The sequence below is a fragment of the Enterobacter sp. ECC-019 genome (genome assembly GCF_043974075.1).
GTDB lineage: Bacteria > Pseudomonadota > Gammaproteobacteria > Enterobacterales > Enterobacteriaceae > Enterobacter > Enterobacter asburiae_D.
This window is the reverse complement of sequence record NZ_CP143759.1, coordinates 2,584,396-2,600,966: the sequence shown is the minus strand read 5'-3', so window position 1 is coordinate 2,600,966 and position 16,571 is coordinate 2,584,396. Positions and strand designations below refer to the sequence as shown.

Below are 16,571 nucleotides of genomic sequence, written 5' to 3'. Positions count from 1 at the left end.
CGGCTTCGTCTTACCCGGCCTACGGTTTAAGAGGCTGCCGCGCTCTTTTTCTTTTTAAACGGTTTCTTCGCGCCGCCCCCGGGTGCAACCATTCCTCTGAACGTTTTCACCGGCGTGCTGCGCGCCTGCTCGATCATCTGATAAAGCGTCCCGACCAGCGGCTGCATAAAGTCCTGATAGCGGCACTGCTTCTCGCTGATCTGCGTCAGCACCGACTCCCAGTGCGCAGTCATGTCCGGCCTGGCGGCCAGCTCCGGCAGAGAGTGGATTAGCGCCCGGCCCGGTTCCGTTGAGTGGATGTAGCGTCCCTTTTTCTCCAGGAAGCCGCGCTTAAAGAGCAGCTCAATGATCCCCGCGCGGGTCGCTTCCGTACCCAGACCGTCGGTGGCGCGCAGGATCTTCTTCAGATCTTTATCCTGAACAAACCGGGCGATCCCGGTCATCGCCGACAGCAGCGTCGCATCGGTGAAATGGCGCGGGGGCTGGGTCTGACGTTCAACCACTTCGCCCTTCTCGCACAGCAGTTCGTCATCTTTAGCGACCACCGGCAGCGGCGTGCCGTCGTTCTCTTCGTCGCGCTCTTTATTCCCCAGCAGCGTGCGCCAGCCTGCTTCTGCGAGGAAACGCGCTTTGGCAATAAACTTGCCTTTGGCAATCTCGAGCTCAATCACGCACTTACGGAATACGGCGTCCGGGCAGAACTGCATCAGGTACTGACGGGCGATCAGGTTATAGACCTTCGCTTCGTTCTCGGTCAGATTGACGCTGCTGGCGCGGGCCGTCGGGATAATCGCGTGGTGGGCATCCACCTTTTTATCATCCCAGCAGCGGTTATGGGTGTCCGGGTTTACCGCCGGCTGCGGGAGCAGATCCGGCGCGTGGACGCTAATGGCGTTCATCACCGAATGGCGTCCGGCAAAGTGCTCTTCCGGCAGATAGCGGCTATCCGAACGCGGATAGGTGATGAGCTTATGGGTTTCGTAGAGCTTCTGGCAGATATCCAGCACGTTCTGCGCGCTCAAGCCAAACTTTTTGGCGGCCTCAATCTGCAGGGCCGACAGCGAAAACGGCAGCGGCGCGGGTTCTGATTCCCGTTTATCGTTATAGCTGGTGACGATAACGGGCTGACCGGTAATGCGGTTGACCACATGCTCCGCCAGCGGACGGTGCAGCAAACGCCCCTCTTCATCCTGATACGATTCGCAGGCATCGCTCGGCTGCCAGACGGCGGTAAAGCGTTCGTCTTTAGGCGTGACGATATGCGCTTTCACTTCAAAGAAATCTTTGGCGACGAAGTTTTCAATCTCTTCATCACGACGCACCACCAGCCCCAGCACCGGCGTTTGCACGCGCCCCACGGAAAGTACGCCCTGATAGCCCGCGTTGCGCCCAAGAATGGTATACGCGCGGGTCATGTTGATGCCGTACAGCCAGTCGGCGCGGGCGCGGGCTAAAGCCGAGACGCACAGCGGAATAAACTCGCTGTTGGCGCGCAGGCGCGAAATCGCCCGCTCGACGGCCTGCGGGTTGAGGTCGTTGATCAGGCAGCGCTGCACCTGCTGGCGCTTTTCCGGCGCCAGCTCCAGGTAGTCCAGCACCTCATCCACCAGCAGCTGTCCTTCCCTGTCCGGGTCACCTGCGTGCACGATTTCAGCGGCGTCATGCAGGAAGCGCTTGATCACGTTGAGCTGTTTGGTGACCGAAGGTCGGGGCTGCAGGCGCCATTTTTCCGGCACGATGGGCAGATCGTTTAAATTCCAGCGGGCGTAGCGGCTGTCATAGACATCCGGCTGCGCCTGCTCAAGCAGGTGACCAATACACCAGGTGACCACCTGCCCGTTACCGCATTCGATAAAGCCGTCACCTTTGCGATGCGGTTTAGGCAGCACGTCGGCGATGGCTCGGGCCAGGCTCGGCTTTTCGGCAATAAACAACCGCATCGAATTAACGGATCTCAATCATCGGTCGGCCACCGCGCGCGGTCACCAGCTCGCCGATCGCCGTCAGGGTGATGCCGAACTCGGCGGCAGTGGCCTGAACCTCGGCTTCGGATTCCGGCGTGACCGCCAGCAGCAGGCCGCCGGAGGTTTGCGGATCGCACAGCAGGTTGCGCCACTCCTCAGGCATTTCGCCCATGAGGTGACCGTAGCTGGCGAAGTTGCGCTGAGTACCGCCCGGGACCGCGCCCTGAGCAATATACTCCTCCACGCCCGGCAGCTTCGGCACGTCCTGATACCAGACCTGCGCCTGCACGCCCGCGCCCTGACATACTTCAGAGAGGTGCCCCAGCAGACCAAAACCGGTGACGTCGGTCATCGCCTTCACGCCGTCGATATTGGCAAACGCCGCACCCGCGAGGTTCATCTGGCACATGACTTCCGTTGCCAGACCTTTGTGCTCCGGCTTCAGCAGGGATTTTTTCTCGGCGGTTGTCAGCACGCCAATGCCCAGCGGCTTGGTAAGGAACAGTTTGCAGCCCGCCTGCGCGGTACTGTTGCGCTTCACGCGTTCGGTCGGCACCACGCCGGTGACGGCCAGGCCAAAGATCGGTTCGGGCGCATCGATAGAGTGACCACCGGCCAGCGCAATCCCCGCCTGCTGGCAGGCAAAACGACCGCCATCGATCACTTCACGGGCTACTTCCGGCGGGATGGTGTTGATCGGCCAGCCCAGAATGGCAATCGCCATGATCGGCTTACCGCCCATGGCGAAGATATCGCTGATGGCGTTGGTGGCCGCAATGCGACCGAAGTCGAACGGGTTGTCGACAATCGGCATAAAGAAGTCAGTGGTGCTGATAATGCTGGTGCCGTTACCTAAGTCATAAACTGCAGCATCGTCACGCGTTTCGTTGCCGACAAGCAGGTTCGGGTCGACAAACTTCGCCTGTTCACTGTGCAGGATGGTCTCCAGCACTTTCGGGGAAATTTTACAACCGCAACCGGCTCCGTGGCTGTACTGCGTTAAACGAATGGTTTGCTCGCTCATGGACGTCTCCTGTCATCTCAATCGCGCTATGGTAGCGCTCATTCCATAAAGAGGTAAGTATGACTGTCTGAATTCTGCGGCAGATGCTCAGAATCCAGACAGTTTAGCGTGCGTTATCAGAAACGGCTGACGAAAGGCGTGGTGTCCGGCACGCTGATGGTGCTGGAGGCTTTAAGCTGCGGGGTGCCGAGATAGAGGAAGCCGACAATTTTGTCATGCTCGCCGCAGCCAAAACCGTCACGGACCGCCGGGCTTTCGGTCAACGGACCGGTGCGCCAGATACCGTTAAAGCCCTGCGCGACGGCGGCCATTTGCATCGCCATGACCGCACAGCCTGCGGACATTTCCTGTTCCCAGACCGGCACCTTATGGTCAGCCTGGCATTTCGCCACGACGGCGATAATCATCGGAGCGCGGAATGGGGCATTGCGCGCCTTGTCGATACCTTTCTCATCCTGCCCGGCGGCAACCGCGCCCTGCTCCAGCAGATGGCTGAAACGATCGCGGCCTTCGCCTTCAATCACAAAGAAGTGCCACGGCTGCAGCGTACCGTGATCGGGGGCACGCATGCCGGCACGCAGAATGTTCTCCAGCTGCTCGCCTGCCGGGGCAGGTTCGGCCAGACGGGAAGCGCTACGGCGGTTAACAAGCAGTTCGAGTGCGTCCATTGGTTAACTCCTTTTTTGAAATTTACTCACAAAATTAACACGACGGCAGATTTTGTTACAGCCTGGTAGGCGATTCCTGCTGACAAGTGGCGGTTGGGTCATTACGATAACCCAACATTACCGTCCAGTGGCGACGGAAACAGTCATTTTCTGGTTAGGGAGAATACATGCGAACCCTTTGGCGAATCATTGCCGGTTTCTTTAAATGGACGTGGAGACTGCTCAACTTCGTCCGCAACCTGGTGATGAATATCTTCTTCATCTTCCTGGTTCTGGTTTGCGCGGGCATCTGGATGCATATCAGCAGCGCGAATCAGGCGCAGCATTCAACGCGCGGCGCGCTATTACTCGATATCACCGGCGTTATCGTTGATAAGCCGTCCACCAGCAGTCGCCTGAGCGTGATTGGTCGCCAGCTGTTTGGCGCAACCTCAGATCGTCTGCAGGAAAATTCCCTGTTCGATATCGTCGATGCCATCCGCCAGGCCAAAGACGACCGTAACATCACCGGGATCGTACTGGATCTGAAAGATTTTGCCGGCGGCGATCAGCCTTCAATGCAGTACATCGGTAAAGCGCTGCGCGAATTCCGCGACAGCGGCAAGCCGGTGATTGCCGTGGGCGACAGCTACAGCCAGGGGCAATATTATCTGGCGAGCTTCGCCAATAAAATCTGGCTCTCCCCGCAGGGGACGGTGGATCTGCACGGCTTTGCCACCAACGGTCTGTACTACAAATCTCTGCTCGACAAGCTGAAGGTCACCACCCACGTCTTCCGCGTCGGCACGTATAAATCAGCCGTCGAGCCGTTTATCCGCGACGATATGTCCCCTGCCGCCCGTGACGCGGACAGCCGCTGGATTGGCGAGCTGTGGCAGAACTATCTGGGCACCGTTGCCGCCAACCGCCAGATTACGCCTGAGCAGGCGTTCCCCGGCGCGAAAGGCGTGCTGGAAGGCCTGCGTAAGGTTGACGGTGATACCGCGAAATATGCGCTGGATAACAAACTGGTTGATGCCCTGGGCACCAGCGCCGAGATTGAAAAATCTCTGAGCAAGCAGTTTGGCTGGAGCAAAGAGGATAAAAATTACAGCGCCATCAGCATGTATGATTACTCGACGAAAAAGCCGGATGACAGCGGTAACAGCGTCGCGGTGGTGTTTGCCAACGGCGCCATCATGGATGGTCAGGAGACCCCGGGTAACGTGGGCGGTGATACTACCGCGTCACAAATCCGCGATGCTCGCCTGGATCCGAAAGTGAAAGCGATCGTCCTGCGGGTGAACAGCCCTGGCGGCAGCGTCAGCGCCTCCGAGGTGATCCGCGCTGAGCTGGCCGCGGCGCGTGCCGCCGGCAAGCCGGTGGTCGTATCCATGGGCGGAATGGCCGCCTCCGGGGGTTACTGGATCTCAACGCCAGCCAACTACATCGTGGCCAACCCAAGCACGCTGACCGGTTCGATTGGCATCTTCGGGGTGATCAACACCGTGGAGAACAGCCTGGATTCTCTGGGCGTGCATACCGATGGCGTGGCTACCTCTCCGCTGGCGGATGTGTCGGTGACCAAATCTCTGCCGCCGGAAGTCTCTGAGATGATGCAGCTCAGCATCGAGAACGGCTATAAACGCTTTATCACCCTGGTAGCGGACTCGCGTAAAAAGACGCCTGAGCAGATCGACCAGATCGCACAGGGCCACGTCTGGACCGGCCAGGATGCGAAGAGCAACGGTCTGGTCGACAGCCTGGGCGACTTCGATGACGCGGTGAAGAAAGCCGCCGAACTGGCGAAGCTGAAGCAGTGGCATATCGAGTATTACCAGGACGAGCCGTCGTTCTTCGATATGGTCATGGACAGCATGTCCGGCTCGGTACGCGCCATGTTGCCGGAGGCGATGCAGGCTTACCTGCCTGCGCCGGTCGCTACGGCAGCGAAAGCGATGAAGGCAGAAAGCGATAAGCTTGCGGCCTTTAACGATCCACAGAGTCGTTACGCGTTTTGCCTGACCTGCGCTAACGTCCGTTAAAAACCGTCCCCTCTTCACGCGAAGAGGGGATTTTTTTCTTTTGAAGAACAAGAACTCACTACCATGCAGAAGAAATCGATTTATGTAGCCTACACTGGCGGTACCATCGGTATGCAGCGCTCTGAAAACGGCTACATCCCTGTCTCCGGCCACCTTCAGCGTCAGCTTGCGCTGATGCCCGAATTCCACCGTCCGGAAATGCCTGACTTCACAATCCACGAATACGAGCCGCTGATGGACTCCTCCGACATGACGCCGGAAGACTGGCAGCACATCGCGGATGACATTAAAGCCCATTACGACCAGTACGACGGCTTCGTGATCCTGCACGGTACCGACACCATGGCGTTTACCGCCTCGGCGCTCTCCTTCATGCTGGAGAACCTGAGCAAGCCGGTTATCGTCACCGGGTCGCAAATTCCGCTGGCGGAGCTACGCTCCGACGGGCAGATCAACCTGCTGAACTCCCTGTACGTGGCGGCGAATTACCCGATTAACGAAGTGTCGCTGTTCTTTAATAACCGTCTGTATCGCGGCAACCGCACCACCAAAGCCCATGCCGACGGTTTTGACGCCTTCGCCTCCCCTAACCTGCAGCCGCTGCTGGAGGCCGGTATTCATATCCGTCGTCTGGGAACCCCTCCTGCGCCGAACACCGCGGGCGAGCTGATCGTGCATCCGATTACTCCGCAACCGATTGGCGTGGTCACCATCTATCCGGGTATCTCTGCGGACGTGGTGCGTAACTTCCTGCGCCAGCCGGTGAAGGCGCTGATCCTGCGCTCCTACGGCGTCGGCAATGCGCCGCAGAACGGCGAATTCCTGAAAGAGCTTCAGGAAGCCAGCGAGCGTGGAATAGTAGTCGTGAACCTGACCCAGTGTATGTCCGGTAAAGTGAATATGGGCGGCTATGCCACCGGCAACGCGCTAGCGCACGCGGGGGTCATCAGCGGCTTTGATATGACCGTTGAGGCAACGCTGACTAAACTTCACTATTTACTGAGTCAGGATCTGGACATTCAGTCCATTCGCAGCGCGATGATGCAAAACCTGCGCGGCGAGCTGACCCCGGACGAATAAGGAGTGCTCATGAAGCAACGCGCCCTGCTACTGGTCGATTTGCAAAATGATTTCTGCGCGGGCGGTGCGCTGGCCGTCGCCGAAGGTGACAGCACCGTTGACGTAGCAAACACGCTGATTGACTGGTGCAAAGCCCGCGGCGAAGCGGTTGTCGCAAGCCAGGACTGGCACCCGGCGAACCACGGCAGCTTTGCCAGCCAGCACAACGTCGAGCCCTTCACTCAGGGAGAGCTCGACGGGCTGGCGCAAACCTTCTGGCCGGATCACTGCGTGCAGCAGACGGAAGGCGCGGAGCTGCATCCGCTCCTGAATCAGAAAGCCATCGACGCGGTGTTCCATAAAGGCGAAAACCCGGCTATCGACAGCTATAGCGCGTTTTTTGATAACGGGCATCGTCAGAAAACGGCGCTGGACGCGTGGTTACGTCATCACGAAATCACGGAGCTGATTGTGCTGGGCCTGGCGACGGATTACTGCGTGAAGTTTACCGTGCTGGACGCGATACAGTTAGGTTACACCGTCAGCGTCATCACCGACGGCTGCCGCGGGGTGAACATTCACCCGCAGGACAGCGCTCAGGCGTTTATGGATATGGCTGCGGAAGGCGCCACGCTGTATACGCTCGAAGACTGGCTGGAAACGCAGGCGTAGGCCTTTTTAGCCGGGTGGCGGCTGCGCCTTACCCGGCCTACTTTCTCTGGTTTTGTAGGCCGGGTAAGCGCAGCGCCACCCGGCATTTCTTCCCCAATCCCCATAAAGTGAACTCCCTCGCATCCTCAGCGAAGCGGCAATGCTATTCTCTTTAGGTTGTTTTTTCGCCACGCCTTTTCCGTGGCGTGGTTAATTTTATTATGTCAAAGAGGAACTTGTATGAAACGTTTGCCCTTGCTGGCAGCATTACCTTTGCTTTGCGCGTCAGTTGCCTCCGCCAGTACCCTGATGTCCGTGGGCTACTTTAACGGGGGTGGCGATGTCACCGCCGGACCGGGTGGCGATATCAATAAGCTCGACGTTCGCCAGATCACCCACCTGAACTACTCGTTTGGTCTGGTCTATAACGACGAAAAAGGCGAAACCAACGCCGCGCTGAAAGATCCGGAGAAACTGCATCAGATCTGGCTATCGCCAAAAGTCGCCGCCGATCTGGCCCTCATCCCTACCCTGCGTAAACAAAACCCGAACCTCAAAGTACTGCTTTCTGTTGGCGGCTGGGGCGCGCGTGGTTTCTCTGGCGCAGCGGCAACCAAAGAGAGCCGCGCGGTGTTCATCCGCTCCGCGCAGGAGATTGTCGACAAATACGGCCTGGACGGGATCGATCTCGACTGGGAGTATCCGGTCAACGGCGCCTGGGGTCTGGTCGCAAGCCAGCCCGCCGACCGGGATAACTTCACCGCCCTGCTGAAAGAGATGCGTACGGCGTTCGGGCATAAAAAGCTGGTGACCATTGCGGTGGGCGCGAATGCGGAAAGTCCGAAAAGCTGGGTGGATATCAAAGCCATCGCGCCCCTGCTCGACTACATCAATCTGATGACCTATGACATGGCGTACGGTACGCAGTACTTCAATGCCAACCTATATGACTCCAGCGCCTGGCCGACGGTGGCTGCCGCAGACAAATACAGCGTGGATTTTGTGGTGAATAACTATCTGGCCGCCGGGCTGAAGCCGCAGCAGATGAACCTCGGGATTGGTTTCTATGGCCGCGTACCGAAACGCGCCGTAGAGTCGGGGATCGACTGGACGAAACCGGATGCGCAAAAAAATCCGGTTACCCAGCCCTACTTTGGGCCTCAGGAGATCGGGTTGTTCAAGTCACTCGGCTATGACCTGACCAAAGATACCTACGTGAAGTACAACGATATCGTGAAGAAGCTGTTGAACGATCCGCAGAAGCGCTTTACCGAGCACTGGGACGACCAGGCGAAAGTGCCGTGGCTCTCGGTGAAGGGTGCCGATGGCAACGCGCTGTTTGCGATTTCGTATGAGAACCCACGTTCCGTTGCGATCAAAGCGGACTACATCAAAGAGAAAGGTCTCGCCGGAGCCATGTTCTGGGAGTACGGGGCTGATGACAACAATCAGTTAGCGAAGCAGCTGGCGGAGTCGCTCGGGATTAAGCACTAAGGTGTATGTGCCGGGTGGCGCTAGCGCTTACCCGGCCTACACGGAGAGCATTATTTGAAGGTCGCAATCGGCTTCGGCGTAATGCCGAAGTCTTCTTTCAGCTCGCGCTTGCTCTTCATCACCATCTGGCCCTGGGTGTCGATAGTCATGTGCTGCGCGTCGGTGTTATTGCGCGCCTGCCACAGCATCACCAGCTGCAGGCTGTTCTCTTTTTGCTCCGGCGTCAGCGCGACGCCATCCGGCCATTTTCCCAGCTCTACGGCGGTCACCAGACGCTGATAAATCTCCGGCGTCATACCGCTAATCATGTCATCAATATTCACAATCGCGCCCTTTTAAAGGAATAATTTGCTGAATCGTTTTTTCAACCCTTCACCTGGTCGCCGTTTTCGTCGTCAGTGAAGCTCATTGAGGCTGAGTTCACGCAAAAACGCTCGCCCGTGGGCTGAGGGCCATCCGGGAAGACGTGCCCAAGGTGCGCATCGCAGTTGCCGCAGCGAATTTCCGTGCGCACCATGCCGTGCGACGAGTCGGTCAGGTAGCGGATGGCCTCATCGCTCACCGGCTCGTAGAAACTCGGCCAGCCGCAGCCAGAATCAAATTTCGTTTGTGAATTGAACAGGGGCGCATCACAGACCAGGCAGTGGTAGACGCCGTCTCGCTTGTTGTGCAGTAAACGCCCGGTAAATGGCGGTTCCGTCCCGTGATTCTGCGTCACGTAAAACTGCATTTCTGTGAGGTTTTTTTTCAAATCTTCAGGGTTACGTTGGTTCGACATATGCTTACATCTCGCTGTAGAAACAGACATCTTTTAACCCGGATTCTAACAAAACATTAACACCCTTGCGTGCACTTTTGTTCTAAACTTATGTGTCGCGAAAAGGCGGTCAGGCAATTGTGATCATGCTCACATTTTTATCCTGCGGGGACTTTAAAATCCGGGCGCAGCCCCCATATGGGTGCAAGCTCAAAGGGAAAGTGAGGCGAGTCAGTCGCACAAACGTTAGTCACAGGATTGATTTGTCGCAATGATTGACACGATTCCGCTTGACGCTGCGTAAGGTTTTTGTAATTTTACAGGCAACCTTTTATTCACTAACAAATAGCTGGTGGAATATATGACTATCAAAGTAGGTATCAACGGTTTTGGCCGTATCGGCCGTATTGTTTTCCGTGCTGCTCAGAAACGTTCTGACATCGAAATCGTTGGTATCAACGATCTCCTGGACGCTGAATACATGGCGTACATGCTGAAGTACGACTCAACTCACGGTCGTTTCGACGGCACCGTTGAAGTGAAAGACGGCCACCTGGTTGTTAATGGCAAAACCATCCGCGTTACTGCTGAAAAAGACCCAGCTAACCTGAAATGGAACGAAATCGGTGTTGACGTTGTTGCTGAAGCAACCGGTATCTTCCTGACCGACGAAACTGCACGTAAACACATCACTGCGGGTGCGAAGAAAGTTGTTCTGACTGGTCCTTCCAAAGACAACACCCCAATGTTCGTTCGTGGTGCAAACTTCGAAACTTACGCTGGCCAGGATATCGTGTCTAACGCATCCTGTACCACCAACTGCCTGGCACCGCTGGCTAAAGTTATCAACGACAACTTCGGCATCATCGAAGGTCTGATGACTACCGTTCACGCAACCACCGCTACTCAGAAAACCGTTGATGGCCCGTCTCACAAAGACTGGCGCGGCGGCCGTGGCGCGGCTCAGAACATCATCCCATCCTCTACCGGTGCTGCTAAAGCTGTAGGTAAAGTACTGCCAGAACTGAATGGCAAACTGACTGGTATGGCGTTCCGCGTTCCAACTCCTAACGTATCCGTTGTTGACCTGACCGTTCGTCTGGAAAAAGCTGCTTCTTATGAAGAAATTAAGAAAGCAATCAAAGCTGCTTCCGAAGGCACAATGAAAGGCGTTCTGGGCTACACCGAAGACGACGTTGTATCTACCGATTTCAACGGCGAAATCTGCACTTCAGTATTCGATGCTAAAGCAGGTATCGCACTGAACGACAACTTCGTTAAACTGGTATCCTGGTACGACAACGAAACCGGCTACTCTAACAAAGTACTGGACCTGATCGCTCACATCTCCAAATAAGTTGAGATGAGTGCTTGATCCAAAAAGGCGACTTCGGTCGCCTTTTTTTATTTATAAGACAGAGGATTGCTTAATGATTAATAAAATTTTTGCACTTCCGGTAGTCGAACAACTTACCCCTGTGCTCTCCCGCCGTCAGATTGACGGTGCCGACGTTATCGTCGTTGACCATCCGCGCGTCAAAGCGTCCGTGGCGCTGAACGGCGCTCACCTGCTCTCCTGGAAACCGGAAGGCGAAGCCGAAGGTTTGTGGCTGAGCGATGCGACCTCCTTCAAAAAAGGGGCCGCTATTCGCGGTGGCGTGCCGATCTGCTGGCCGTGGTTCGGCCCGTCCGCACAGCCGGATTTGCCTTCTCACGGTTTTGCCCGTAACCAGCAGTGGACGCTGAAAGCACATAATGAAGATGACAACGGTGCCGTGCTGACCTTTGAGCTGCAGGCTAATGATGAAACCCGCGCCCTCTGGCCGCACGATTTCACCCTGTACGCCCGCTTTAAGCTGGGTAAAACCTGTGAAATCGAACTGGAAGCCCACGGTGAGTTTGAAACCACCGCCGCCCTGCACACCTACTTCAACGTGGGTGATATCAGCGCCGTGAAGGTGAGCGGTCTTGGCGATACCTTTATCGACAAAGTGGATAACGCCAAAGAAGGTAAACTGAGCGACGGCGTACAGACGTTCCCTGACCGTACCGACCGCGTCTACCTGCACCCGGAAGCGTGCAGCGTGATCCACGACGGCGCGCTGAACCGCGCAATTGAAGTGGTTCATCATCATCACAGCGACGTGGTGGGCTGGAACCCGGGTCCTGCGCTGTCCGTCAGCATGGCCGATATGACGGATGAAGGGTATAAAACGTTTGTCTGCGTGGAAACCGCCTGCGTGAGTACCCCGCAAAAAGCGAGCGACGAAAAACCGTCTCGTTTAGGGCAGACGATTCGCATTGTTAAGCGATAAATTCGCTGCACCACGCTAAAGCAAACGGGGCGCAAGCGCCCCGTTTTAATGCATCAATTGCACGATAGTAGTGCGCAATCAGAACTTGTAGCTCACGCCGACAGAGAAAATACCTGCCCAGGATTTGTCGACCATCGGGCTATCCTTCACTTCGTCGCTCAAACGCTCGTAACGGCCGGTACCGTACACGCTCCAGTCGCCAAGGAAGTTGTAGCTCGCGGTCAGCTCCAGGTAAGGATCCCAGCCGTCATCTGCACTATAACTTTTCAGGCCACTGCGGCGGGACTCGTTTTTAGAGACGCCATAATAGTAGTCGTTGTAGTTTTCGCTGTTGTATTGCACACCGATACCCGGCGTCAGAGTCAGCCCACCGTTGGTATAGCGGTACAGCCACGCCAGATCCCAGATAAAGCCGTTGCTGTTATCCAGCGTATCACCCGCCAGGGCCGTACGCAGGAAGCCATACTGGGTGTTATGCACGTATGAGAGCCCGGCCATCATCGAGCTTTTGCGCTTGTCGAGCTGGCGAAGCGCGTGGCTGTCGCTGTCACCCGGCTTGAAGTGCGTTGGATCGTAGTAGGCCATGATGGAGAGCTTATCGGCCTTATCGTTCCAGAGATAGTAGCCGCCGCCGAGCCCGCGGAACCAGACGTTATCGCCTTCATAGGTGATAACGGGAACAGGATACACATCACGGTCATACTGTTTGTACGGGCTGTTAATGACGCCAACACCCGCGCCAACCGTCCACTGACTTTCCGCCTGTGCGGTGTTCACTGCGGTCGCGGCAAGGATGCCCAATGCCAGAAGTTTGAGTTTGGTCACAATCCATTCTTTCCTGTAGTCAAATAATCAGCGGATGAAGTGTAACCGCCATTCCCGTACATCCCAAAATTTTTTGCCTGCTAATCAGTCTGATTAACCCGTTATTTTTAACTTTTCAGATGACAGCCCGCTTTCATTTATATGACCGCTGAATGAAAAACGTGCTTTTGTCTTATAACGACAGTGGAAATTTTTGGATGAGTTATTGATATGTCATTGAAAGTAGATTTTCTGGGCATGCAAGTTTTGCAAATGCCATCTACGCTTTAATTTAAGAAGAGTTTTCCTGAACACCTGCGGTTCTTAGCGTCTGACCTGGCACACAGGTTGCTGCTCTGGCAGTGAGGTGCGAGAGATTCTCTTCCGGGAGCCTCCACTACTCATACGAACGGCTCTTATCCTGTGCTAAAAAACGAAAGGACGGCATGCCATGAATATATTCGATCACTATCGCCAGCGCTATGAAGCTGCCAAGGACGAAGAGTTCACACTGCAGGAGTTTCTTACCATCTGTCGGCAAGATCGCAGTGCCTATGCCAATGCGGCAGAACGGCTATTGATGGCTATTGGTGAGCCAAACATGGTTGACACTGCCCTGGAGCCTCGGCTTTCCCGTCTCTTTTCGAATCGGGTGGTCGCCCGATACCCGGCGTTTGAAGAGTTCTATGGTATGGAAGATGCCATCGAACAGATTGTCTCCTATCTGAAGCATGCCGCTCAGGGTCTGGAAGAGAAGAAACAGATCCTCTATTTACTCGGCCCGGTGGGTGGCGGTAAATCCTCGCTGGCTGAACGCCTGAAGTCGCTGATGCAGCGCGTCCCTATCTATGTTCTGAGCGCCAACGGTGAACGCAGCCCGGTGAACGACCATCCGCTGTGCCTGTTCAATCCGCAGGAAGATGCGCAGATTCTGGATAAAGAGTATGGCATCCCGCGTCGCTACCTCGGTACCATCATGTCGCCGTGGGCGGCAAAACGACTGCACGAGTTTGGTGGCGATATCACCAGGTTCCGCGTGGTGAAAGTCTGGCCATCTATCCTTGAACAGATCGCCATCGCCAAAACGGAACCCGGCGATGAGAACAACCAGGACATCTCGGCGCTGGTGGGTAAAGTCGACATCCGCAAGCTGGAAAACTTCGCGCAAAACGATCCGGATGCCTACGGTTACTCGGGCGCGCTGTGCCGCGCGAACCAGGGGATTATGGAGTTCGTCGAGATGTTTAAAGCACCGATTAAAGTGCTGCATCCTCTGCTGACGGCGACCCAGGAAGGCAACTACAACGGGACGGAAGGTATCTCCGCCCTGCCGTTTAACGGGATTATTCTCGCCCACTCGAACGAATCTGAATGGGTGACCTTCCGTAATAACAAAAACAATGAGGCCTTCCTTGACCGCGTGTACATCGTCAAGGTGCCTTATTGCCTGCGGATCTCCGAAGAGATCAAAATTTACGAGAAACTGCTTAACCACAGTGAGCTGGTGCATGCCCCCTGCGCGCCCGGCACGCTGGAAACGCTGTCACGCTTCTCCATCCTTTCGCGTCTGAAAGAGCCGGAAAACTCCAGCATCTATTCAAAAATGCGCGTCTATGACGGTGAAAGCCTGAAAGATACCGACCCGAAAGCGAAGTCGTATCAGGAATACCGCGACTATGCCGGGGTTGATGAGGGAATGAACGGTCTGTCCACGCGCTTCGCGTTTAAGATCCTCTCCCGCGTGTTTAACTTCGACCATGCGGAAGTGGCGGCCAACCCGGTTCATCTGTTCTACGTGCTGGAGCAGCAAATCGAACGCGAGCAGTTCCCGCAGGAGCAGGCCGAACGCTACCTTGAGTTCCTCAAAGGTTACCTGATCCCGAAATACGCCGAGTTCATTGGCAAAGAGATCCAGACGGCCTACCTGGAATCCTATTCAGAGTACGGGCAGAACATTTTCGACCGTTATGTCACCTACGCTGACTTCTGGATCCAGGATCAGGAGTACCGCGACCCGGATACCGGCCAGCTGTTTGACCGTGAATCCCTGAACGCGGAGCTGGAAAAAATCGAGAAGCCTGCCGGGATCAGCAACCCGAAAGACTTCCGTAACGAGATTGTGAACTTCGTCTTGCGCGCCAGAGCGCATAACAACGGGCGCAATCCGAACTGGACCAGCTACGAGAAGCTGCGCACGGTCATTGAGAAGAAAATGTTCTCCAATACCGAAGAGCTGCTGCCGGTTATCTCGTTTAACGCCAAAACCTCAACCGATGAGCAGAAAAAGCACGACGATTTTGTCGACCGTATGATGGAAAAAGGCTACACCCGCAAGCAGGTCCGCCTGCTCTGCGAATGGTATCTGCGCGTGCGTAAATCGTCTTAAAACAAGTGCCCGGCGGCGGTTAGCGCCTGCCGGGCCTACAAAATGCAAGTTGGCAAATGCAGTACGGGGGGTATATGACCTGGTTTATTGACCGGCGTCTTAACGGCAAAAACAAGAGCACGGTGAACCGCCAGCGCTTCTTGCGTCGTTATAAAGCGCAAATTAAACAGTCTATCTCCGAGGCCATCAACAAACGCTCGGTGACCGACGTCGACAGCGGCGAATCTGTCTCCATCCCCACCGATGACATCAGCGAACCGATGTTTCATCAGGGGCGAGGCGGCCTGCGCCATCGCGTACACCCAGGTAATGACCACTTCGTTCAGAACGACAGAATTGAGCGTCCTCAGGGCGGCGGCGGTGGTTCAGGAAGCGGTCAGGGACAGGCCAGCCAGGACGGTGAAGGTCAGGACGAATTTGTCTTCCAGATTTCGAAAGATGAATATCTCGACCTGCTGTTTGAAGACCTGGCGCTGCCGAATCTGAAAAAGAATCAGCATCGTCAGCTTAATGAATATAAGACCCATCGCGCGGGCTATACCGCCAACGGCGTGCCCGCCAATATCAGCGTCGTGCGTTCGTTGCAGAATTCACTGGCCCGACGCACGGCGATGACGGCGGGCAAACGTCGCGAACTGCGCGAGCTGGAGAGCAGCCTGAAGGTCGTGGAAAACACGGAACCGGCGCAACTTCTGGAAGAGGAGCGCCTGCGTAAAGAGATTGCAGAGCTGAGGGCGAAGATCGAACGGGTACCGTTTATCGACACCTTTGACCTGCGCTACAAGAACTACGAAAAACGTCCTGAACCCTCCAGCCAGGCAGTGATGTTCTGTCTGATGGACGTGTCCGGCTCAATGGACCAGGCCACCAAGGATATGGCGAAGCGTTTTTATATTCTGCTCTACCTGTTCCTGAGCAGAACCTATAAGAACGTGGAGGTGGTCTATATCCGCCACCATACTCAGGCAAAAGAGGTGGATGAGCATGAGTTCTTCTACTCGCAGGAGACCGGCGGGACCATCGTATCAAGCGCCCTGAAGCTGATGGATGAAGTGGTGAAAGAGCGTTACGACCCGTCGCAGTGGAATATTTATGCCGCGCAGGCGTCGGACGGTGATAACTGGGCCGACGACTCACCGCTGTGTCACGAGATTCTGGCGAAGAAAATTCTGCCGGTGGTGCGTTACTACAGCTATATCGAAATCACCCGTCGCGCGCACCAGACCCTGTGGCGGGAGTATGAACATCTGCAATCGATGTTCGATAATTTTGCCATGCAGCATATCCGTGACCAGGATGATATTTATCCGGTGTTCAGGGAGCTATTCCACAAGCAATCTTCTACCAGCAACGCATAATCCAACAGCCAGCGAACCCGCTGGCTGTTTTCTTTCGACCCCGTTCATCCCGTGCTAATGTAGAACG

14 protein-coding genes are annotated in these 16,571 nt (G+C 55.8%); 8 read left to right on the top strand and 6 right to left on the bottom strand.

The window, feature by feature from the left end; genetic code table 11:
* Window positions 1-26 precede the first annotated feature (26 nt).
* The 3 genes from V1566_RS12355 to V1566_RS12345 form a co-directional block, all read right to left on the bottom strand.
* Window positions 27-1,940, bottom strand: a complete 1,914-nt coding sequence (locus tag V1566_RS12355; protein WP_395303466.1) for a DNA topoisomerase III — start codon at window positions 1,938-1,940, stop codon at window positions 27-29.
* 4 nt (window positions 1,941-1,944) lie between these two features.
* The gene (gene selD, locus V1566_RS12350; RefSeq protein WP_008500702.1) at window positions 1,945-2,988 is read right to left on the bottom strand and encodes a selenide, water dikinase SelD; all 1,044 of its coding nucleotides are present in this window, start codon (window positions 2,986-2,988) and stop codon (window positions 1,945-1,947) included.
* Window positions 2,989-3,104: 116 nt separating this feature from the next.
* Window positions 3,105-3,656, bottom strand: coding sequence for an NAD(P)H nitroreductase (locus V1566_RS12345; protein ID WP_395303465.1), 552 nt, complete (start codon window positions 3,654-3,656; stop codon window positions 3,105-3,107).
* Window positions 3,657-3,823: 167 nt separating this feature from the next.
* Between V1566_RS12345 and sppA the strand changes: the two genes are divergently transcribed.
* The 4 genes from sppA (at window position 3,824) to V1566_RS12325 (ending at window position 8,884) form a co-directional block, all read left to right on the top strand.
* Window positions 3,824-5,680 (top strand): signal peptide peptidase SppA, encoded by a 1,857-nt coding sequence (gene sppA / locus V1566_RS12340; protein WP_395303464.1) that lies wholly within the window; start codon window positions 3,824-3,826, stop codon window positions 5,678-5,680.
* A gap of 63 nt (window positions 5,681-5,743) precedes the next feature.
* A complete protein-coding gene (ansA, locus tag V1566_RS12335; RefSeq protein ID WP_008500705.1) occupies window positions 5,744-6,760 on the top strand; it encodes an asparaginase in 1,017 nt (338 codons plus the stop codon).
* A 9-nt stretch (window positions 6,761-6,769) separates the two neighbouring features.
* The gene (pncA, locus tag V1566_RS12330; protein ID WP_395303463.1) at window positions 6,770-7,411 is read left to right on the top strand and encodes a bifunctional nicotinamidase/pyrazinamidase; all 642 of its coding nucleotides are present in this window, start codon (window positions 6,770-6,772) and stop codon (window positions 7,409-7,411) included.
* 219 nt (window positions 7,412-7,630) lie between these two features.
* Window positions 7,631-8,884, top strand: a complete 1,254-nt coding sequence (locus V1566_RS12325; protein ID WP_395303462.1) for a glycoside hydrolase family 18 protein — start codon at window positions 7,631-7,633, stop codon at window positions 8,882-8,884.
* A gap of 50 nt (window positions 8,885-8,934) precedes the next feature.
* Here the strand turns inward: V1566_RS12325 and V1566_RS12320 are convergent, their stop codons facing one another.
* Entirely contained in the window at window positions 8,935-9,207 is a 273-nt protein-coding gene (locus V1566_RS12320; protein WP_045327016.1) for a YeaC family protein, read from the bottom strand.
* A 41-nt stretch (window positions 9,208-9,248) separates the two neighbouring features.
* Entirely contained in the window at window positions 9,249-9,662 is a 414-nt protein-coding gene (gene msrB / locus V1566_RS12315; RefSeq protein WP_024908573.1) for a peptide-methionine (R)-S-oxide reductase MsrB, read from the bottom strand.
* A 340-nt stretch (window positions 9,663-10,002) separates the two neighbouring features.
* Between msrB and gapA the strand changes: the two genes are divergently transcribed.
* Both gapA and V1566_RS12305 read left to right on the top strand, forming a co-directional pair.
* Window positions 10,003-10,998: a glyceraldehyde-3-phosphate dehydrogenase gene (gapA, locus tag V1566_RS12310; protein ID WP_395303461.1), complete on the top strand. Its 996-nt coding sequence runs from the start codon at window positions 10,003-10,005 to the stop codon at window positions 10,996-10,998.
* Between the two features lie 73 nt (window positions 10,999-11,071).
* Window positions 11,072-11,956 carry a D-hexose-6-phosphate mutarotase gene (locus V1566_RS12305; RefSeq protein WP_395303460.1) on the top strand — a complete coding sequence of 295 codons (885 nt, stop codon included), beginning with the start codon at window positions 11,072-11,074 and terminating at the stop codon, window positions 11,954-11,956.
* Between the two features lie 78 nt (window positions 11,957-12,034).
* On the opposite strand, the gene V1566_RS12300 is transcribed toward V1566_RS12305, so the two are convergent.
* Window positions 12,035-12,781 carry a MipA/OmpV family protein gene (locus tag V1566_RS12300; RefSeq protein ID WP_121423406.1) on the bottom strand — a complete coding sequence of 249 codons (747 nt, stop codon included), beginning with the start codon at window positions 12,779-12,781 and terminating at the stop codon, window positions 12,035-12,037.
* 430 nt (window positions 12,782-13,211) lie between these two features.
* Here V1566_RS12300 and yeaG point away from each other — a divergent pair, with 430 nt between their 5' ends.
* Both yeaG and V1566_RS12290 read left to right on the top strand, forming a co-directional pair.
* Window positions 13,212-15,146 carry a protein kinase YeaG gene (gene yeaG, locus V1566_RS12295; RefSeq protein ID WP_395303459.1) on the top strand — a complete coding sequence of 645 codons (1,935 nt, stop codon included), beginning with the start codon at window positions 13,212-13,214 and terminating at the stop codon, window positions 15,144-15,146.
* Window positions 15,147-15,220: 74 nt separating this feature from the next.
* On the top strand, window positions 15,221-16,504 hold the full coding sequence (locus V1566_RS12290) for a YeaH/YhbH family protein (RefSeq protein WP_024908577.1): 1,284 nt from the start codon (window positions 15,221-15,223) through the stop codon (window positions 16,502-16,504).
* The last annotated feature ends 67 nt before the right edge of the window (window positions 16,505-16,571 follow it).